This is a genomic window from Bacillus sp. SRL543 (genome assembly GCF_984799205.1).
Map to the genome: position 1 here is coordinate 2408885 of NZ_OZ481794.1, position 17723 is coordinate 2426607.

The following is a 17723-nucleotide window of genomic DNA, read 5'->3' on the forward strand; positions in this document are numbered from 1 at the left end:
CCGTATAAGTAAAAATATACCAAATAAACCTGACTCTTAAGACCCAATACAAAAGACCTTCTTTAGGTCTATGTTCTCTATTGAGAAGGTCCCTCCTTCTACCCTTTTTATGCCAAATGTATTGTTTTTTGAGAAGCGAAAGCATACAATCCATTTCGGCAAAGAAAAAGTAAAAGGGAGATTAAGAATTGAAATATACACAAAATGAAAAGCTGAGCATTTATAATGGCCTGGCTTCTACTATATCTGCCAATGCGGTAAACGGCTATATACCGCTCTTGGCCATCAGTGTGCTTGGAGCAACAAATCAGCAGATGGGCCTGATAAGCTCCCTTCCTTCTATCATTGGACTTCTGGCTATCATCCCTGGAGCAATCTGGATCAACCGTTCTTCTAGCAAAAAAAAGGTGGCAGTTGTTTCTACATTCGCGACAAGATTCCTTTTTATGCTGATCTTATTTGTACCGTTCCTGCCAAAGGAATATGCGCCCTGGTTCCTTGTTGGGCTTATTGGTCTGCTTAATTTCCCCGGAGCTGTTTCCGGACTCTCCTGGCAGTCTATGATCGGAGACCTGGTCCCTGAAAAAAGGCGCGGTGAATTCTTCAGCAGCCGGAATCGCTATAACACTATTGCTGCAATGTTAATAACGTTCAGTACAGGTTTTTTCCTTCAGCAGTTTGACCAGAGTTCCCCTTTTCCTTATCAAATGCTGTTTGTGGCAGGCTTCCTGTTCGCGCTGCTGGAGGTTTATTATCTTCTTAAGCATAAAGAAAGCCGGGCTGCTGTAGATAGGCCGGTTGAAGCTGAGGGACTGAAAACAAAAAAACTGTCTGCAGCGGTTTTCAAGCACCGGCCTTTTGTTGCATTTGTTTTCTGCGGTCTTTTGTTCAATTTTGGTGCCCAGATGGCATGGTCGATATTCAGCATTTATCAAATAAAAGAAGCGGGAGCTACGGCCCTGTGGCTTTCTCTGTTTTCAGTTACTAACCAGCTGGCTCAGATTGCCAGCATTAAATGGTGGGCAAAAGCGGCAGACCGGAAAGGGAATAACTTTGTTCTGTTCATTGCTGCATCCGGCATGGCCACTGCTCCGCTGCTTACAATCGCATCAGCCGATCTCGTCTACCTGACGCTGATCAACCTCTGGATCGGACTTTTTGTTGCGGGAACAAACTTGCTGCTGTTCAATCAGCTTCTGAATGCTTCTCCGGAAAAAAATCGTACAACCTATATTGCCAATTATAATTTTTTATTAGCCTTAGCCGGGTTCATCGCCCCGCAATTCGGTGTTTACCTTCTTGATCACTTTGGTATGCTGCCGGCTATGGGCATCACTTCAGCGGTCCGGTTTGCTGCGGCGCTTTCCTTCCTCTTTGCAGCATCAACAATGAAAAGAAGAAAGATGGCCACAGCGCTTTAAGAGCAGGTGATCCTGCTCTTTTCATCTATCAGCCCGTTAATTCATACCCGTTAGAGGGATTGAGATTTACAGTGTTGAATACTTATGATAACGCATGCGAAAGAGGTGGTATTATTGCTCGGAACTGAAATGGCAGTAGATGGAATTCCGGAGGAAACATCCCTCCTTCCTTCTTACAGGAGGGAATTGCGCGAATACTCGGAAAAGCAGGCTGGTAAATATATTAAAATGAATACAGTCAGTGACTGGTCCATGCTCTCATGGAAAGATATCGGGAAGCCTTATGAAGTATCATCGTTTGCAAAAGAAAAACATGACTGGGAAAAGGGGCATAAAAAGGAACTGCCGGTCCATACATCGTGGGAAATGTTCAACCGTTCCTTCCATCAGTGGTTTGTTAAGGATGTGCCCTCCGAAATGGACAGGGCCAAAAAAGATTTTTTGAAAAATGCAGGCATGATAAAGCCACAGGCAGCGAAAACAGCCTTGGGGGAGCTTGTTAGGCTGTCACTATGGAACTATGTACACAGGATACAGGATGGGATTTGGGATCCGCGCGGAAAAAGAGGCCTTTTTGCCAATCTGGACCTTGAGAAGCCCCGCATTCTGTTTTTGGGTGCTGCAGAAGGTTATGAAGCTATGCAGCTGTCTGCCATGTATCCAGGCGGCGAAGCAGTATTGGTCGATTACGATCCTTTCTGCAGGGATGCGCGTTTTGAAGAATTTCCGGAATCTTATCCCTTCCTTGGCCACAATAAACATACAGGCGGCAGGAGAGCTTTTTACAAAAATGATTTCCAGATTGATTATGTTGTAGAAGACATCAGGAACCTGCCTTATGGAAAGGAATTTGACATTGTCTTGAGTGTGGGCCTGCTGGAGCATTTCCCTGATAAAATGAAGCCTGAAGTGATCGACTGGCACCGGAAATTTGTGAAGCCTTCCGGTTATATTATCATGACAACCCCAAGGGCGCAGCTCCGTTCAAAGCTTTATTATGAAATTATGGCCGATATCATGAACCATACGTATAGGGAGCTCATGACTGTGGAACAAATGGGGCTGTATATGTATGAAAACGGACTGGAAATTCTTCAGCATGGCTATATCAAGGTGCACAACGGCATTGTTGCAAGGGCAAGATAAATGGAATGGATCAAGCTGCATTCAGCAGCCTGGTCCATTTTAGTTCTTGTAGTCTGCCCTCTTTCCAACTTCAGGTTCCCCGCCAGTCTGATTGCCTGTAGTCGCTGTATAGCCGACTTGATAGGAAGAATCGCGTTTTTTCTTTAGAGCATCCGGCATCTTATATTGTGACATATCATCCTGCGCCTCTTTTGGCATTTCAAAATCCCTCCTTTTGGTTATAATTATTCTTTATCTTATCCAGTGGTTTGATTCATCCGCATTTCTTCGTCAGAAGATTGTTTCACAAAATAAAAAGGAATCTGTTTAGAAACAGATTCCTTTTTGCTCTTATATGAAGGGAAAATTAGTATCCTCCTCCAACATAAGCAGCTCCAACGATAATCAAAAGGATGAAAAGCACGACGATAAGGGCAAATCCGCCGCCGTATCCAGCTCCTCCACTCATTTATTGCACCCCCTTTATGCAAGACCTAGGGTATTGTATGAGAAGGATAGCTGTTTTGAATGGGCTAATCATATCTTTATGCTGATTTGAGCTTTTACCATAGAAATGGAACAAAAGCTAAGGCCGCAATAGCTCCGAATGCAATGCCGATACCAAAGCCTCCCCAGCCCCAGCCGTACGGGTAAGCAAAACCATCATATTCTCCATATCCATGCCCGCCGTAGTTCCTGCCTCCTGCAGGTCTGATAAAAACCTTCGATGGTGTAACACGTTCTATAACACCCACATGTTCTCTCCCATGCACAGTCCGGATGCGCACCATTCGGCCCATGCCGCCTCTGCACTGATTATAATAGCCACCTGACATTTCAAATCACCTCCGATATTTTGTCCGTTATCATCATATGCATATGCGCCTGTCAGATAATGGACAATCGTCCGGGGGCAAATGCGGAATTAAGTGCAAGCTGTACAGATTAAAAAATGGGGAGACAAAAAAACGGGGCAAATTTGCTGCCCCGCATCCATCAGTTTGACTTCCTGTCCAAATATTTTTTTGTCAACAGCAGGCTGACAATCAGGATCAGCTCAAACAGATTGGTGACAGCAGCACTGCCTGGATCAAAAGGAATGGCGCTGCCGGCAGTCATCATGGCAATTCCGGCAAACATCCAGTACCAGTCTGTTTTTTTCCAGACAATGGCACCGGAAATTAAGAGAAGCACGGATACGCCGATCACCATCACAGGCGGACCGTGAGAATGCAAAGGTGCATATTTCAGGACCCCATATTCAGTAACTGCCTCAAGCTGCAGATTCCGGATCGCAAAGAACTCAATGAGCATAAATAGAACGGTCAAAAGCCATGCAGCCGCCAGGGTTATCTTTTTATTTAGTGTTCTTGTGCCAGCTTCTTTTGCAGCATACCAGCCAAAAAGGATTAGCAGCGGCGTTGCAGCAGCATGTAAAATATATCTCATTCTATTGAGGTACAGTAGCATTTCTGATTTCCCGGCCAACTGTCCTGCCGCCAGGATGCTATTATCATAAATCAGCCCGGCAATGACAATAAGCAGCATATCTCCATAAGAGGTCTTTCCCTTTTTCACCAGAAGCAAGATACCCCATGCCAGCAGCACTGTGTATAGCAGTGCATAAATACCAAAAAAATAAGGATCCACCCTAATCACACCCCTATGTTTTTTTCTTCTGTTTCCCTGAACCTGCATGTGCTAATCATTGAGGAATGTCAGCCGTAGACGTTAAGGAAAAAGATAAAAATATGTATCAATTTTCTAAACAATTCAATTAAATAAAAAACGGTGCTGTAAACGGATTCATGTTAAAATGAACAGGGAAATCAGTTAGATGTCTGACGTCTGTTCTCATACAACATTTGGAAGACATTGAAAAAGATTTATCTTGATTTAAAATTACTATTAGTTTTTTAAGGGGTGGAACTGATGAATTTACTTTGGGGACTATTTGGGATTGCTGCTGTCCTGGGCATTGCTCTTCTATTATCGTCAAACAGAAAGGCAATCAGCCTGAGGACGATTGCGGGCGGACTTGCCATACAGCTTATCTTTGCTTTTGCCGTTCTAAAATGGAATGCGGGGAAAAAAGCGCTCGAGCTGCTCACTGAAAAAGTGAACAATATCGTAGGCTATGCGAACGAAGGAATCAACTTCCTGTTTGGCGGCCTGTTTGCCGATGGAACGAATATAGGTATGGTTTTTGCCTTCCAGGTTCTGCCGACTGTTATATTCTTTTCTTCTTTAATTTCAGTTCTTTATTACATTGGCGTCATGCAGTGGGTTATCAAGATTATCGGCGGGGGCCTTTCCAAGCTGCTTGGGACGAGCAAGGCAGAATCGATTTCTGCAGCAGCTAATATATTTGTGGGACAAACAGAAGCTCCGCTCATTGTCCGTCCATTCATCAGCAAAATGACAAGGTCGGAATTGTTTGCTGTCATGACTGGCGGACTTGCTTCAGTTGCCGGTTCTGTCCTCATTGGCTACTCCCTGCTGGGCGTGCCTCTGGAATATCTTCTTGCTGCCAGCTTTATGGCTGCTCCAGCAGGCTTGGTAATGGCAAAAATTATGATTCCTGAAACAGAACAATCACAGACAGATAAAGAGATTACTATTGAAAAAGATACAGAGTCAGTCAATGTTGTAGATGCGGCCGCCAAAGGCGCCAGTGTCGGCCTTCAGCTTGCATTGAATATCGGTGCCATGCTGTTGGCGTTCATTGCGCTGGTAGCTATGATCAATGGATTGATCGGCTTCGTCGGCGCTTGGTTTGGCGCTGATAATCTGACACTTGAAATGATTCTAGGGTATGTATTCTCGCCAATCGCGTTTGCAGTCGGTGTGCCGTGGTCTGAAGCAGTCCAGGCCGGAGGATATATCGGCCAAAAGCTTGTTCTGAATGAATTTGTGGCATATTCTTCTTTTGCACCGGAAATCGGCAACCTGTCTGAAAAGACTTCTGCAATAATCAGCTTTGCCCTTTGCGGCTTTGCAAATATTTCATCAATGGCCATCCTTCTTGGCGGCCTTGGCAATCTTGCTCCAGACCGCAGGGGCGACATTGCAAGACTCGGATTCAAAGCTGTAATAGCCGGTGCGCTGGCTTCATTATTAAGCGCAGCAATCGCAGGAATGTTATTGTAAAATGTAAAAGGAAAGAAGCTGTCCGCTTCTTTCCTTTCTTTATTTATGGCTTTTTTTGCATAGACATCCAAAGGTGATAAAATACGCATTGAGGAGGCAAGTGCTGCTCGTGCTTGCCAGAATCCAAATGCATTCCCGTCAATTTCATACGTGTAAAAAACAGCCATTCCTATGTTGGAACGACTGTATTTCTTATACCATTAGAGCTCCCGTCTGTTCAGTAAGCTGCTTGTTGGGTCATACAGGAAAAGCTATCTAGGAGCAATTCTTTTCTTCTGAATGAGTGAATCGGTGACAAGTTGAAAAATTAGCGGAGAAATCCCCCCTAATTTCAAAAAAACTCTAAAAATAGCTTAAATAGACGGAGAAATTCCGACTACCGACTCAAAAAACAGGAAAATGAGCAACTTTGCTCCTCTTAACCGGAATTTCTCCGCTTATAAACACCCACCTGGGCCACATTCAGCAGCCTACCCGGAAAATCTCCGCTTATTTTAAGGCTTCACTCAAATTAGGATAAGCCTTCCTGTTTTTAAAATATATAAAGCTTTAGCCTTTTAAAATGTATTTCCTTTTTCTCCCCCTTGATTTCCACAATATACTGGTCCCGGCTGTCCAGCCCTATATAGAGGCTCCCTAGTTCGCCCTGTGGCGGTAAAAAGAACATTATCCCCCATCTTAAAGAATAATGTCGAAAACTTTCTGAAAATTTGTTCTCTTTTTATTTGAATAATAGATTGCGTAAATGCTAACATAGTTTATGGAAGCGCTATCAAGATATGCTTTAGGCTACATAAATTAATTTCAGGGAGGATTTACAATGACCCAATTAACAATTAATTTGAAGGAAAAAGTAGAAAAGTTCCTGGCCGGAAAGAAAAAGCTTTTCATTAATGGAGAATTCGTGGAAAGCGCCTCTCAGAAAACATTTGAAAGCTATAACCCTGCCACAGGTGAAGTGCTGGCGACCCTGTATGAAGCAGGTCCAGAAGATATTGATAGAGCCGTGCTCGCTGCAAGAAAGGCATTTGATGAAGGAAAATGGTCCAAGATGGGCAGTGCCAAAAGAAGCAGGCTTATGTATAAACTCGCAGATCTTATGGAAGAAAACAAGGAAGAGCTGGCCCAGCTTGAAACCCTTGACAATGGAAAGCCTATAAGGGAAACTTCTGCAGCTGATATCCCGCTTGCTGTTGAGCACATGCGCTATTATGCGGGCTGGACGACAAAAATTGTCGGACAGACAATTCCGGTAAACGGTCCTTTCTTTAACTATACACGCCACGAGGCTGTAGGAGTGGTCGGCCAGATCATCCCTTGGAACTTCCCTCTCCTCATGGCCATGTGGAAACTTGGGGCCGCACTCGCAACAGGATGTACGGTTGTCCTCAAGCCGGCAGAGCAGACTCCCCTCTCCGCCCTGTACCTGGCCGAACTGATCCAGGAAGCAGGCTTTCCGGAAGGAGTCGTAAATATCGTCCCTGGCTTTGGTGAAACAGCCGGCCAGCCGCTGGTCGATCACCCTCTGGTCGATAAGATAGCATTCACCGGTTCTACAGAGGTCGGAAAAATGATCATGCAGAGGGCTTCTAAGACGCTGAAGCGTGTCACGCTGGAACTTGGCGGGAAATCGCCGAATATTATCCTTCCTGATGCGGACATGACAAAAGCCATCCCTGGCGCGTTAAATGGTGTCATGTTCAATCAGGGCCAAGTCTGCTGTGCAGGATCGCGTGTATTTATCCAGAAAAAGCAGTTTGACAATGTTGTGTCGGACATGGTTGATCATGCCAAGAAGATCAAACAGGGTGCAGGCCTTCATGCTGATACGCAGATCGGGCCTCTCGTTTCAACGGAACAGCAGAACAGGGTATTGGGATATATTGAAAAAGGAGTCAGCGAAGGAGCTGAACTGCTTGTGGGAGGAAATAAGCCGTATGAGGAAGGCTACTTTGTCTCCCCTACTATCTTTGCCGATGTACGCGATGAAATGACAATTGCCAAAGAAGAAATTTTCGGGCCTGTCATCTCGGCAATGCCTTATGAAGACCTGGATGAACTGATTGCCAGGGCTAACAACAGCGAGTACGGCCTGGCTGCCGGCGTCTGGACAAAGGATGTCTCCAAAGCCCACTATATCGCCAGTCAGCTCAGGGCAGGAACGGTATGGGTCAACTGCTATAACGCATTTGACGCAGCCTCCCCATTTGGCGGCTATAAGCAGTCCGGCATGGGCAGGGAAATGGGATCTTATGCATTGAATAACTATACAGAAGTAAAGAGCGTCTGGATCGGGATGAACTGATACACACGTCATTGGAGGAGCCTGGCCAGGCTCCTTTTTTCGTTGGCATACTGCAAGCAGACTATCAAATCTTACATCGTGTTAACAGCTGGGGCTCTCCTCCCTTCTTCGCAGCCGAAACTGTTCGAGGAATTTTTGCATGGCTTATCAAATTTCACATAATATCCATTTCATTTTTTCCTTCTCTTCCCTATGCTTAAATGGGAGGGAACGAAATGAAGAAACTTTATTGGATCAGCAGCTTCGTCATCTTTGCCGGAATTGCCGCCGGAATTGGTTTTTTTGTAATCAGAGATCATTCAGCATCAATACCGGAAGATATATCACTTGTTACCGAAAATGAAGAAGATTATGATTTCAGCAAGAGCGGGCAAAGCTTAACATTAGTTGAATTTATTTATACCCATTGTCCTGATATCTGTCCTACCACAACGCTAAAAATGAATATGCTCAGAAGCGACCTCGAAAAAGAAAAAGTTTTTGGGAGTAAAGTTAAATTCCTGACTGTCACCATTGATCCCTATCGTGACACACCAGAAGTACTGCGTAAATATATGGACACGTTCGATATAAAAAAAGACGGCAGCTGGATATTCCTGACCGGAAATCAAGACAGCCTTAAAGAAGACCAGCAGGAAATAAAGGAACTGGCCAATGCCTTTCAGTTTCAGTACCGGGACCCCGGTGATGGCTTTTATGTTCACAGCACTTATGTTTATCTCCTGGATCAAAACAATAAATATATTAAAAAGTTTCCTATGGGAGAAAGTTTTAATAGAAAAGAAGTATATGAGAAAATCATGAAGGCGCTTTAAAATCAGCGGTCTCTTGTAATTACCGGCCGGTTTTTTTTAGTATGAAAAAGGCTGACTGCCGGTGAGCAGATCAGCCTTATGTATGTATATTCATTCGCATGTTTAAGATGTTGGTTTTCATGCGATCAGGCTGCACAACAGGAGACAGCTGTATATGTGCCTGTCTCCTGTAACACTGATGTCTCAGTTCGTGGAGGAAGATATCTTTCCGGCCTGGTTAATGTGCAGCAGGTAGTCAGATTTTGGCTTAGTAAAGCTTATTTTGATGCCGGATTTTTTCAAACGGTTAACTAAATCGACGAGCTGCTTTTTAGCCATGTCAAAAAACTCCTTTGTTTTGCCTGTATGTTTTCATTTTACATGAAAAATATGAAAAAACTATGACAATAGACAAATTAAATGTGAATAATTTTTGATAATTTTAATTTATAAAATTGTAAAGCATTCTGAGTCAGCTGATTACTCTATCTATTCCCATTTCTTCTCAGCTGAAACTTTTTCCTCTTGCCTTTCTTCTTTTTTCTCCATTTTCTTTCTTTTGCCCCTGTCGGAAAGATTCGCTCTTGGACGCTGGAAGTGTTATAATTCTTACGATATTGTTTTTTTTGGAGGAATCAAACCTATATGATAACTGTCAGCAATGTAGGTCTTCGTTACGGCGATAGGAAGCTGTTCGAAGATGTTAATATTAAATTCAATCCCGGGAACTGCTATGGTCTTATCGGCGCCAATGGTGCCGGGAAGTCGACATTCCTGAAAATCCTCTCTGGAGAAATCGAGTCCCAGACGGGAAATGTATCCCTTGGCCCGGACGAACGCCTCGCCGTATTAAAGCAGAACCATTATGAATACGAGGAGCACGAAGTCCTGACAACGGTGATCATGGGTCATGCCCGCTTGTACCAGGTCATGCAGGATAAAGACGCCATCTATATGAAAGCTGATTTCACGGATGAAGACGGCATGAAGGCAGCTGAACTGGAAGGCGAATTTGCTGAACTGAACGGCTGGGAAGCTGAGTCTGAAGCAGCCATCCTACTTAAAGGCCTTGGCATTGGCGATGAGCTCCATAATAAGAAGATGGAAGATCTTACAGGATCAGATAAAGTGAAGGTCCTGCTTGCACAGGCCCTATTTGGCAAGCCCGATGTCCTGCTGCTCGATGAGCCTACGAACCATTTGGATATCAAGGCGATCCGCTGGCTTGAGGAGTTCCTGATCAACTTCGAAAACACTGTCATTGTTGTTTCCCATGACAGGCATTTCCTCAATAAAGTATGTACGCATATTGCCGATCTTGATTTCGGAAAAATCCAGGTTTATGTCGGGAACTATGATTTCTGGTATGAATCGAGCCAGCTGGCTTCCAGGATGGCATCTGATGCAAATAAGAAAAAAGAAGAAAAAATTAAAGAGCTGCAAAGCTTCATTGCCCGTTTCAGCGCAAATGCTTCAAAATCCAAACAGGCAACTTCCCGGAAAAAATTGCTCGATAAAATCTCGCTTGATGATATCAGGCCATCATCGCGCCGGTACCCTTATGTTGGATTCACACCTGAACGAGAAATCGGAAACGATCTCCTTAGGGTCGAGGCTATCAGCAAGACGATTGACGGTGTCAAGGTGCTCGATAATGTCAGCTTTATCATGAATAAAGATGATAAGATCGCCCTTGTCGGTACAGACGAAATTGCGAAAACGACATTGTTCAAAATACTTACCGGCGAAATGGAACCTGACAGCGGTTCATTTAAATGGGGCATTACGACTTCCCAGGCATATTTCCCGAAGGATAACTCACAGTATTTTGAAAACAGCGATCTTACCCTTGTTGACTGGCTGCGCCAATTCTCACCGCAAGATGAGAGTGAAAGCTTCCTGCGCGGATTCCTTGGCAGAATGCTGTTCTCCGGGGAAGAAGTGCTCAAAAAAGCAAGTGTGCTTTCCGGTGGGGAAAAAGTCCGCTGCATGCTTTCCAAGATGATGCTCAGCGGTGCGAACGTTCTCCTTCTTGATGAGCCGACAAACCATTTAGACCTTGAGTCCATCACTGCTTTGAATAACGGCCTGACAAGCTACAAAGGGTCCATGATCTTCGCATCTCATGACCACCAGTTCATTGAGACCATTGCCAATCGCATCATTGAAATTACTCCGAACGGCATTGTTGATAAGCAGATGACTTATGACGAATACCTGGAAAACGCAGATCTGCAAAAACAGGTTGCGGAAATGTATAAATAAAAATGAACCAGGAAAGCTTTGGCTTTCCTGGTTTTTCAATTGTTGAGAAAGTGAAAAATTGTAAATTCTGCGGATCTTACATTCTTGATTCAGTCCATCAGCAGTTTCCTTTAGGATCAGGATGCCTGCGCTTTTGCTCTTTGGATGTCAGACATCCTGTTTTTTAGATTTTTTTCTTGCAGAATCAGCTTTGAAACCGCCTGTTTCGCTGCGGGTCGTCCCCTGTCCTTCAACATCAGGCGAGCTTAATCCGGTTTTTGAAGGATCTTTTTTATGTTTAGCCATCTTAACACCTCCGTTAATTAATTTTAGCTCTCAAGCCTGATCTCATTCATAGGAATAAGACGTCCTTTTTTCAGGCATCATAACTTTCAGAGGAGGTGTTAGTTATGGCGAAACGTATTGCGGTAGAACAATCTCTTACCAATATCCAAGAAGCACTTCGCGCGAAAGGCTATGATGTAGTGGACATGAAAACACAGGAGGATGTCCAAAATTGCTCCTGCTGTGTAGTGACAGGACTGGACTCCAATGTAATGGGGATGCAGGATACATTCACTCAATCTTCAGTCATCGAGGCAAACGGGTTATCGGCGGATGAAGTTTGCCAGCAGGTAGAATCAAGGCTTCAGTAATTGGCGCAGAAGACTAAAGAAGACTCTTTAGTCTTTTTCTTTATAAAAAGGCACTGAATCAGCTGATTCAGTGCCTTTGTTTAATTTTCCGGTATATTTTCTTGGACATAATGTAAAGAGAAGCCAGCAGCAGCACAAATACCGTATAAAAGACCCCTGACTTCATCGGCGCCTCTTCGTTTTCCACATCTTGAGATGCTTCAGCCGGACCTGCGGCTTTTACAGTCTCTGGTTCGAGGGGGAATATTTGGATCAGTTTTCCGCTCCCATCAACTATTTTGAAAAGTCCTTCTTCTGTGACGACCTTTTCAAAATGATTCAATGGAATAGTGACAAAGCGGTCTTTTCCACTATAAAAAAGCTGATTTCCTTTTTGAAAGGAAGTGTCTTTGCTGATCATAGACGATTTAAAATGGCTGAAGCCGTAATCAAACAATAACTTCGTGTCATTATAGATATCCCTCTTAAAATCTGCTTTCAAAACAATGGCAGTCAGCTGGATCTTTCCGTTTTCTGCCGATGTTGCCAGTGTCTGCTTGCTTTCGTTCACAAACCCGGTCTTTCCGCCGGTTATCCCGCTGTAGGGCAACTCCCCTTTTAGCATCCTGTGGTGGGTGAAGATCGTTGTATCCCAGGTTTCCCCATCCCATGCGAGCTCTTTCGTCCCGTAAATCGTTCTGAAGGTATTATCTTTCAGCGCGTAACTGGTGATGAGGGCAAGGTCTTCAGCTGTCGTGTAATGCCTTTCATCAAACAATCCGTGCGGGTTTGTAAGGTGGGTGTTATGGACACGCACTTCTTTTTCGAGGAAGATATTAACGCTTTTTTCATACTCTTCCATGCTTCCATCAATATGCTCGGCAATAGCCGCTGCAGCATCATTTCCCGAGTTTATCAGCATCCCTTGTATCAGGCGCCTGAGTGTTATCTTCTCGCCTTCTTCTAAATAAACCTTTGTTCCTTCTGTTTCAACAGCATTCCTGCTGACTGTTACAATATCATCGAGGTTGCCTTTTTTTATCGCATAAATAGCTGTGGCAATCTTTGTCAGGCTGGCTGGATACATGCGGCTGGTTCCATTTTTGCTGTATAAAATAGCCTTGGATTGAGAATCCATCAAAACCGCAGCCTCACTCACTATGGCAGGTTCCTTTTCCTCGTCTGCCTTGGCGGGCTGTCCGGCTTGTACAGTAAGCATAAAAATCGTTAAAGCAGCTAAAAATTTCTTCATTGTCAATCTCCATTTGCTAATTTTAATAGTGCTAAGTTCCCTAATTTTGATTGTACCAAAATATTTTGCGGCAAATGGGCTTATTTATGAATTGTTACAAAAATGAAAAATAACAGTTTGGTCTTCGTGCAATCTCCATCATGTGCAGCTGGTCAAAATGAAAAGCCATCCTTTGAGATGGCTTCATTCAGTGTTCTTTGTATTTTTAAGAAGAGCTGCAATTTTAGCCCCGGCACACTTTTTATCCAGGGCGGCAAAGATCTAGCTTCCCCCGCAGCCGCCTCCTCCTCCGCAGCTCGAGCAGCTGGATCCGCTTGAACAGTTCGACCCCCCTGAACAGCTGCCTGAATCAGAGTCATGATCAGAGCTGCAGGCAAATCCTGAACAAGAGGTTGCTCCCGCGAACCCGTTTTTCATCATTTCCACAGGAAGAACCTCTTCAATATGTGATGAATAATCATCATGCTCATACATCGAGAAAAATACAGCTGCCGGAAGAAGCATGCTCATATCATGTGAAGAAGAAATCCGTGTGAATGGCTTTTTTTCATTTTTGCTGAAAGTCATCTCTGCTTCCCTGATGTCCGTTTTGAGCTTCCGGATCAGATGAAGCTGAACTTCTCTTGCTGCTTCTCCTTCCCTGAAGTACTTTGCGAGAAGCTCCCCCTCAGATTGGGTTCTGAAATCATTCAAAATCCCCTGCTCAATCGGGGTTTTTAAAAAATCACCCCAAATCAGGCGGCTGTTTCTAGCAGGTGAGAAGACTTGAAGGTAGACCCAGTCAAAAAATGCCCTTTCCCCTGGTATTGGTACAACCTCCATATTAGGGGTGTGGTGCAAAAAGCTGCTGTAGAACTTTTTCGAGAAATCTTCATAGTCTCTTGTGAACATCAGCATTTCATGCCAGACTGCATCCACTTTTCCACTGAACATGGGCACTGATTTTAAGATGCTGCTCAAAATAAAAAATCTTTTAAGCTCAAAGAATACCCAGTCAAAATGCTTTTCCGACCAGGAGGGATGCTCTTTCATCATCCGGTTTTTTATATTGGACTGAAACCCTTCTGAAAGGGCTTTTTCCAAGTGCTGTGCAAGCGGTTTTGCCGCAGCGTTTTCAATGCCTAATCCTTCAGGCAATTCATCAGCATATAGCCGCGGCCGCTTTTTTCCTTTATTGCCACTGATGATAGAAACGGCCATCCCTGCGATGAATACGAATACGATGATAAATATAATGAAACCTGCCATTCTCCCCCTCCTTATGTCTGCTATATCCATTATATTCTGTTATGCATGTTTTTTACAGGAAAAAACCGCCATTTAGTCATGGCGGTATCAGCGATTTGAATTCAGTTTTGCTTCAAGGAAATAACCTTTTAAATAATCAATGAAGATTTCGTCCCTTGCCAGCCAGGCGGAATGGTTCCTTTTCAGATCATGTTCTGCAGCGGTATAGCTCTCATATTCTTCACCGGCCGTGCGCCCGTTCACATCAATTTTCCAGGCATGATTGGTCTTGAATATCAGGCAATAGTCTCCCTTCCTGTTTTCATAAAGGGAGCCTGTCTCTGATTCCTTATGATTGTGCTCATTTTTAAAGGCATCAGCTTTAATCGGATCTTCAGAAAAAACGTCTCTCACAAAAAGTGAAAAAGCCTCTTCATTCATGCTGCTGCCTGATGCTTTGGCATGCCCTCCGCCCCCGAACCGGCCTGCTATTTCTGATACATCGATATGATCGTGGATGGTCCTGTAGCTTATCCTTTTCCCTCCAATGCTGAGTAGTGCTATATAGTCCAGGTGAGGGAATTCCTTTCCAAGCTCATTGCCAAGCTCGGAATGGTAAGATTCTGCATGGACAATGCCCGCACAATGCTCGCCTATAAAAGCCTGGATGATCTCGCGCTTCTTTTTTCTCATGTAACGTTCTATTTTGTTTTCTTCCATTTCGAGAATTTTTTTCTCAAATTCGTCAAACTCGAATGACGTGCTGTCCTTCAGCCGGTCCAGCATTTTTTCTTCAAATTCTTCAATGGAAAGGAGGAAAAAAAGATCATTCAGCTGTTTGGCCTTCAAGTTTCCATTCTGATCCCATTCCCATGTATCATATTGCCTGACGAGCTCTACAAATTCTTTAAGCGCTTCTGTTGGGGTTATAAGGTTTCCCTTCATCAGATAATCGAAGAACAGGGATGTTGCAGAAGCGAGCCGTCCGTCATCATATTCCACGGTCACGCTCGCCCAGCTGCGGGTGTTCAGATGCAGTGCTGACTTATGATGATCGATAAGCTGCACTTTGCCTCCGTCCTTTTGCAGCTGGCTTAACCGCTGAGCATTTTCTTCATTGACAGATAAATCTGTGATCAGCAGTGTGTCCTGTTTCTTTTCATTTTTTTTCATCCGGTCCAAATGACGGCTGATCTGAATATCCAATCCGGATACTGAATTATAATAAACCTCTGCCTTGTCACCGTATGCCAGCTTCGCTAAAATTCCGCAGCCTATCCCATCAAGATCGTTATGTGTAAATAAACGGTACATACTACACCTCGCCAAAATTATTGTCCTAAAATAGTGTGGTGAAACTTTCCTATTTTATGCCTTTTACCCAGCTGGAACAAAATTTAAAAATATTTTGCGGAATGAGACAAGTTCCCCCTGCCTCCTGGCATATCTTTGATATAAGTCAATTTAAAGGGGGATCTGTTATATGCCATTCTTAGTTTTAAAAAGAAGCACCGTTATTTTTGCACTCGTTCTGCTGGCAGCTGTCGTGTCGGCAACAGGCTGGTTTCTTCTCGGTAAGGACAGCTTAAGTGTATTCAGCCAGGAAAAAGCAGCAAAGGCACCTAGAGAAATACACATGGTTACAGGCGAGTTCAAGGCGACGCTGCCTGATGGCAAGGAACTCGAAGCATACCGCTGGGATCCTGGAACAATTTTCATCAAAGAAGGCGAGGAAGTCGTTCTGAAAATTTCCGGAATCAACGGCATGGAGCATCCGTTCATCATTGAAGGTACAGACATAAAAGGCATTGTAAAAAAAGGCGGAGAAACATCAGTTCCTATTAAGATTGATAAAGAAGGCATTTACCGGCTGGTCTGCCTCACCCATCCTGATAGAGACAGCAATGGGCCGATGATTGGGTATATCGTGGTGGATTGAAAGGAACCTCCTCCCTTATGTTTGGCAGGTGGATGAGATTGAGAAGATGAAGGCTCTGGATTTCCGGTGCCTTTTTTCGGCTGGGAAGGCAAAATTCCCAAAAACCGGATAGATAGAATAAAGACTGTTTCCTGAGAACAATAGTGGAGAATGAAGAATGGCAGGTTTTAGGTTAACTGGATTCTGGCAGTGTGTTTGAGACCCACCGGGAAGCTTTTTTTCGGATTAGAGGACTTCGGAGTTTCTATAATAGACCCTCTGGCCAGCATATCACAAATCAGAGGGTTCTAGTTTAGCCGACTAAGACCCTCTGGCAAGCATTATCTCAATCAGAGGGCACTAGTAAAGCCGACTAACACCCTCTGGCAAGCTTTTCTCCAATCAGAGGGCACTAGTACAGCCGACTAAGACCCTCTGGCAAGCATTATCTCAATCAGAGGGCACTAGTAAAGCCGACTAAGACCCTCTGGCCAGCATTTCTCCAATCAGAGGGCACTAGTAAAGCCGACTAACACCCTCTGGCAAGCATTTCTCCAATCAGAGGGCACTAGTACAGCCGACTAAGACCCTCTGGCAAGCATTTCTCCAATCAGAGGGCACTAGTAAAGCCGACTAACACCCTCTGGCAAGCATTATCTCAATCAGAGGGCACTAGTACAGCCGACTAAGCCCCTCTGGCAAGCATTTCACAGATCAGAGGGTTCTAGTTCATTCGACTAAGACCCTCGCCATACACAACACAAGTAAATTTCACCTCAATGTATAAACTCTGTTCTGTTTCCCCCTCATTTGAATAAAAAAAGGTTCCAGCGCATCAGGCTGGAACCACTTTTCTGAGTCTGAGATACAATTTGCTCTTCAGTATAGCCCTGAGCTTAACTGAGGGCCGCATAGCATGGATACTGCCCGGCACAGAATGGTGATGAGGTTTGGCCCTTAATTCTGTCGCTTATAACAGCGGGCTGTGCCTTCCTATCTTCCAATGAACATCTGTGTCCAGTAATGCCCGTAGCTGCCTCCTTTGGCGTAGCCGACGCCTATTTCAGTGAAGCTGCTGCTTAGGATGTTTTTGCGGTGGCCTTCACTGTTCATCCAGGCGGTGACGACTGCCTGTGGTGTGGTTTGGCCGGCAGCGATATTTTCTCCTGCAGTCCTGTAGGAGATTCCAAAGCTCTTCATCATATCAAATGGCGTACCATAGGTCGGAGAGTTGTGATCAAAGTAGTTTCTGTTGATCATATCCTGTGATTTGTACCTTGCAGTCCTTGAAAGCTCCCAGTTGGACTTAAGGGGCTCAAGGCCGTATTTCGCCCTTTCTTTGTTGACCAGCTGGACTACCTGTTCTTCTGCAGATTGTTCGGCTGCTGCTGAAGGAATAGTGATCCTCTGGCCCGGATAAATGAAATTCGGGTTGGTAATGTGGGAATTCAGATTGATGATTTCTGTGATGCCCGCCTGGTACTGCTGGGCTATTTTCCACATTGTATCCCCTTTTTGTACAGTATGCACGGTTGACGCGTCAGCTGTTAGGCGTGATCCAAAGACAAAGGTGACAGAAAGCAGCAAGATGATAGAATATTTCAGTAATGTTTTCATACTGCTATTTAACCAGATAGATAGACTCAGAGCCA

General features: G+C 44.3%; 18 protein-coding genes. 8 read left to right on the forward strand and 10 right to left on the reverse strand.

The window, feature by feature from the left end; all coding sequences use genetic code 11:
* Positions 1-188 precede the first annotated feature (188 nt).
* Complete coding sequence (locus tag AC4E8B_RS12070; RefSeq protein ID WP_490219297.1) at positions 189-1421, forward strand: MFS transporter; 1233 nt, start codon at positions 189-191, stop codon at positions 1419-1421.
* Positions 1422-1505: 84 nt separating this feature from the next.
* Positions 1506-2567, forward strand: coding sequence for a class I SAM-dependent methyltransferase (locus tag AC4E8B_RS12075; protein WP_490219299.1), 1062 nt, complete (start codon positions 1506-1508; stop codon positions 2565-2567).
* Positions 2568-2606: 39 nt separating this feature from the next.
* Here AC4E8B_RS12075 and AC4E8B_RS12080 read toward each other — a convergent pair whose 3' ends face one another.
* The 4 genes from AC4E8B_RS12080 to AC4E8B_RS12095 all read right to left on the reverse strand — a co-directional run bounded on the left by AC4E8B_RS12080 (position 2607) and on the right by AC4E8B_RS12095 (position 4196).
* Positions 2607-2765, reverse strand: a complete 159-nt coding sequence (locus AC4E8B_RS12080) for a hypothetical protein (RefSeq protein WP_490219301.1) — start codon at positions 2763-2765, stop codon at positions 2607-2609.
* Positions 2766-2913: 148 nt separating this feature from the next.
* Positions 2914-3015 carry a YjcZ family sporulation protein gene (locus tag AC4E8B_RS12085; protein ID WP_490219303.1) on the reverse strand — a complete coding sequence of 34 codons (102 nt, stop codon included), beginning with the start codon at positions 3013-3015 and terminating at the stop codon, positions 2914-2916.
* Positions 3016-3109: 94 nt separating this feature from the next.
* Positions 3110-3382, reverse strand: coding sequence for a hypothetical protein (locus AC4E8B_RS12090; RefSeq protein WP_490219305.1), 273 nt, complete (start codon positions 3380-3382; stop codon positions 3110-3112).
* A gap of 160 nt (positions 3383-3542) precedes the next feature.
* Positions 3543-4196, reverse strand: a complete 654-nt coding sequence (locus AC4E8B_RS12095) for a phospholipid phosphatase (RefSeq protein ID WP_490219307.1) — start codon at positions 4194-4196, stop codon at positions 3543-3545.
* A 282-nt stretch (positions 4197-4478) separates the two neighbouring features.
* Between AC4E8B_RS12095 and AC4E8B_RS12100 the strand changes: the two genes are divergently transcribed.
* The 3 genes from AC4E8B_RS12100 (at position 4479) to AC4E8B_RS12110 (ending at position 8816) form a co-directional block, all read left to right on the forward strand.
* The gene (locus AC4E8B_RS12100; protein WP_490219309.1) at positions 4479-5696 is read left to right on the forward strand and encodes a NupC/NupG family nucleoside CNT transporter; all 1218 of its coding nucleotides are present in this window, start codon (positions 4479-4481) and stop codon (positions 5694-5696) included.
* A gap of 820 nt (positions 5697-6516) precedes the next feature.
* Positions 6517-8001 (forward strand): aldehyde dehydrogenase family protein, encoded by a 1485-nt coding sequence (locus tag AC4E8B_RS12105; RefSeq protein WP_490219311.1) that lies wholly within the window; start codon positions 6517-6519, stop codon positions 7999-8001.
* Positions 8002-8216: 215 nt separating this feature from the next.
* Positions 8217-8816, forward strand: a complete 600-nt coding sequence (locus tag AC4E8B_RS12110; RefSeq protein ID WP_490219313.1) for an SCO family protein — start codon at positions 8217-8219, stop codon at positions 8814-8816.
* Positions 8817-8999: 183 nt separating this feature from the next.
* On the opposite strand, the gene AC4E8B_RS12115 is transcribed toward AC4E8B_RS12110, so the two are convergent.
* Positions 9000-9134 (reverse strand): hypothetical protein, encoded by a 135-nt coding sequence (locus tag AC4E8B_RS12115; RefSeq protein ID WP_009793811.1) that lies wholly within the window; start codon positions 9132-9134, stop codon positions 9000-9002.
* Positions 9135-9440: 306 nt separating this feature from the next.
* Here AC4E8B_RS12115 and AC4E8B_RS12120 point away from each other — a divergent pair, with 306 nt between their 5' ends.
* On the forward strand, positions 9441-11060 hold the full coding sequence (locus AC4E8B_RS12120; RefSeq protein WP_490219315.1) for an ABC-F family ATP-binding cassette domain-containing protein: 1620 nt from the start codon (positions 9441-9443) through the stop codon (positions 11058-11060).
* Positions 11061-11207: 147 nt separating this feature from the next.
* On the opposite strand, the gene AC4E8B_RS12125 is transcribed toward AC4E8B_RS12120, so the two are convergent.
* Entirely contained in the window at positions 11208-11345 is a 138-nt protein-coding gene (locus AC4E8B_RS12125) for a YuzL family protein (RefSeq protein WP_490219317.1), read from the reverse strand.
* A gap of 104 nt (positions 11346-11449) precedes the next feature.
* On the opposite strand from AC4E8B_RS12125, the gene AC4E8B_RS12130 reads away from it, so the two are divergent.
* The gene (locus AC4E8B_RS12130; protein ID WP_490219319.1) at positions 11450-11695 is read left to right on the forward strand and encodes a YkuS family protein; all 246 of its coding nucleotides are present in this window, start codon (positions 11450-11452) and stop codon (positions 11693-11695) included.
* 67 nt (positions 11696-11762) lie between these two features.
* Here AC4E8B_RS12130 and AC4E8B_RS12135 read toward each other — a convergent pair whose 3' ends face one another.
* The 3 genes from AC4E8B_RS12135 to AC4E8B_RS12145 form a co-directional block, all read right to left on the reverse strand.
* A complete protein-coding gene (locus AC4E8B_RS12135) occupies positions 11763-12926 on the reverse strand; it encodes a D-alanyl-D-alanine carboxypeptidase family protein (RefSeq protein WP_490219321.1) in 1164 nt (387 codons plus the stop codon).
* 261 nt (positions 12927-13187) lie between these two features.
* A complete protein-coding gene (locus AC4E8B_RS12140; RefSeq protein ID WP_490219323.1) occupies positions 13188-14174 on the reverse strand; it encodes a glycine-rich domain-containing protein in 987 nt (328 codons plus the stop codon).
* 87 nt (positions 14175-14261) lie between these two features.
* Positions 14262-15467 (reverse strand): DHH family phosphoesterase, encoded by a 1206-nt coding sequence (locus AC4E8B_RS12145; protein WP_490219324.1) that lies wholly within the window; start codon positions 15465-15467, stop codon positions 14262-14264.
* A 169-nt stretch (positions 15468-15636) separates the two neighbouring features.
* Between AC4E8B_RS12145 and AC4E8B_RS12150 the strand changes: the two genes are divergently transcribed.
* Positions 15637-16092 (forward strand): cupredoxin domain-containing protein, encoded by a 456-nt coding sequence (locus AC4E8B_RS12150; RefSeq protein WP_490219326.1) that lies wholly within the window; start codon positions 15637-15639, stop codon positions 16090-16092.
* A 972-nt stretch (positions 16093-17064) separates the two neighbouring features.
* Here the strand turns inward: AC4E8B_RS12150 and safA are convergent.
* On the reverse strand, positions 17065-17688 hold the full coding sequence (gene safA / locus AC4E8B_RS12155; protein ID WP_490219327.1) for a SafA/ExsA family spore coat assembly protein: 624 nt from the start codon (positions 17686-17688) through the stop codon (positions 17065-17067).
* Positions 17689-17723 lie beyond the last annotated feature (35 nt).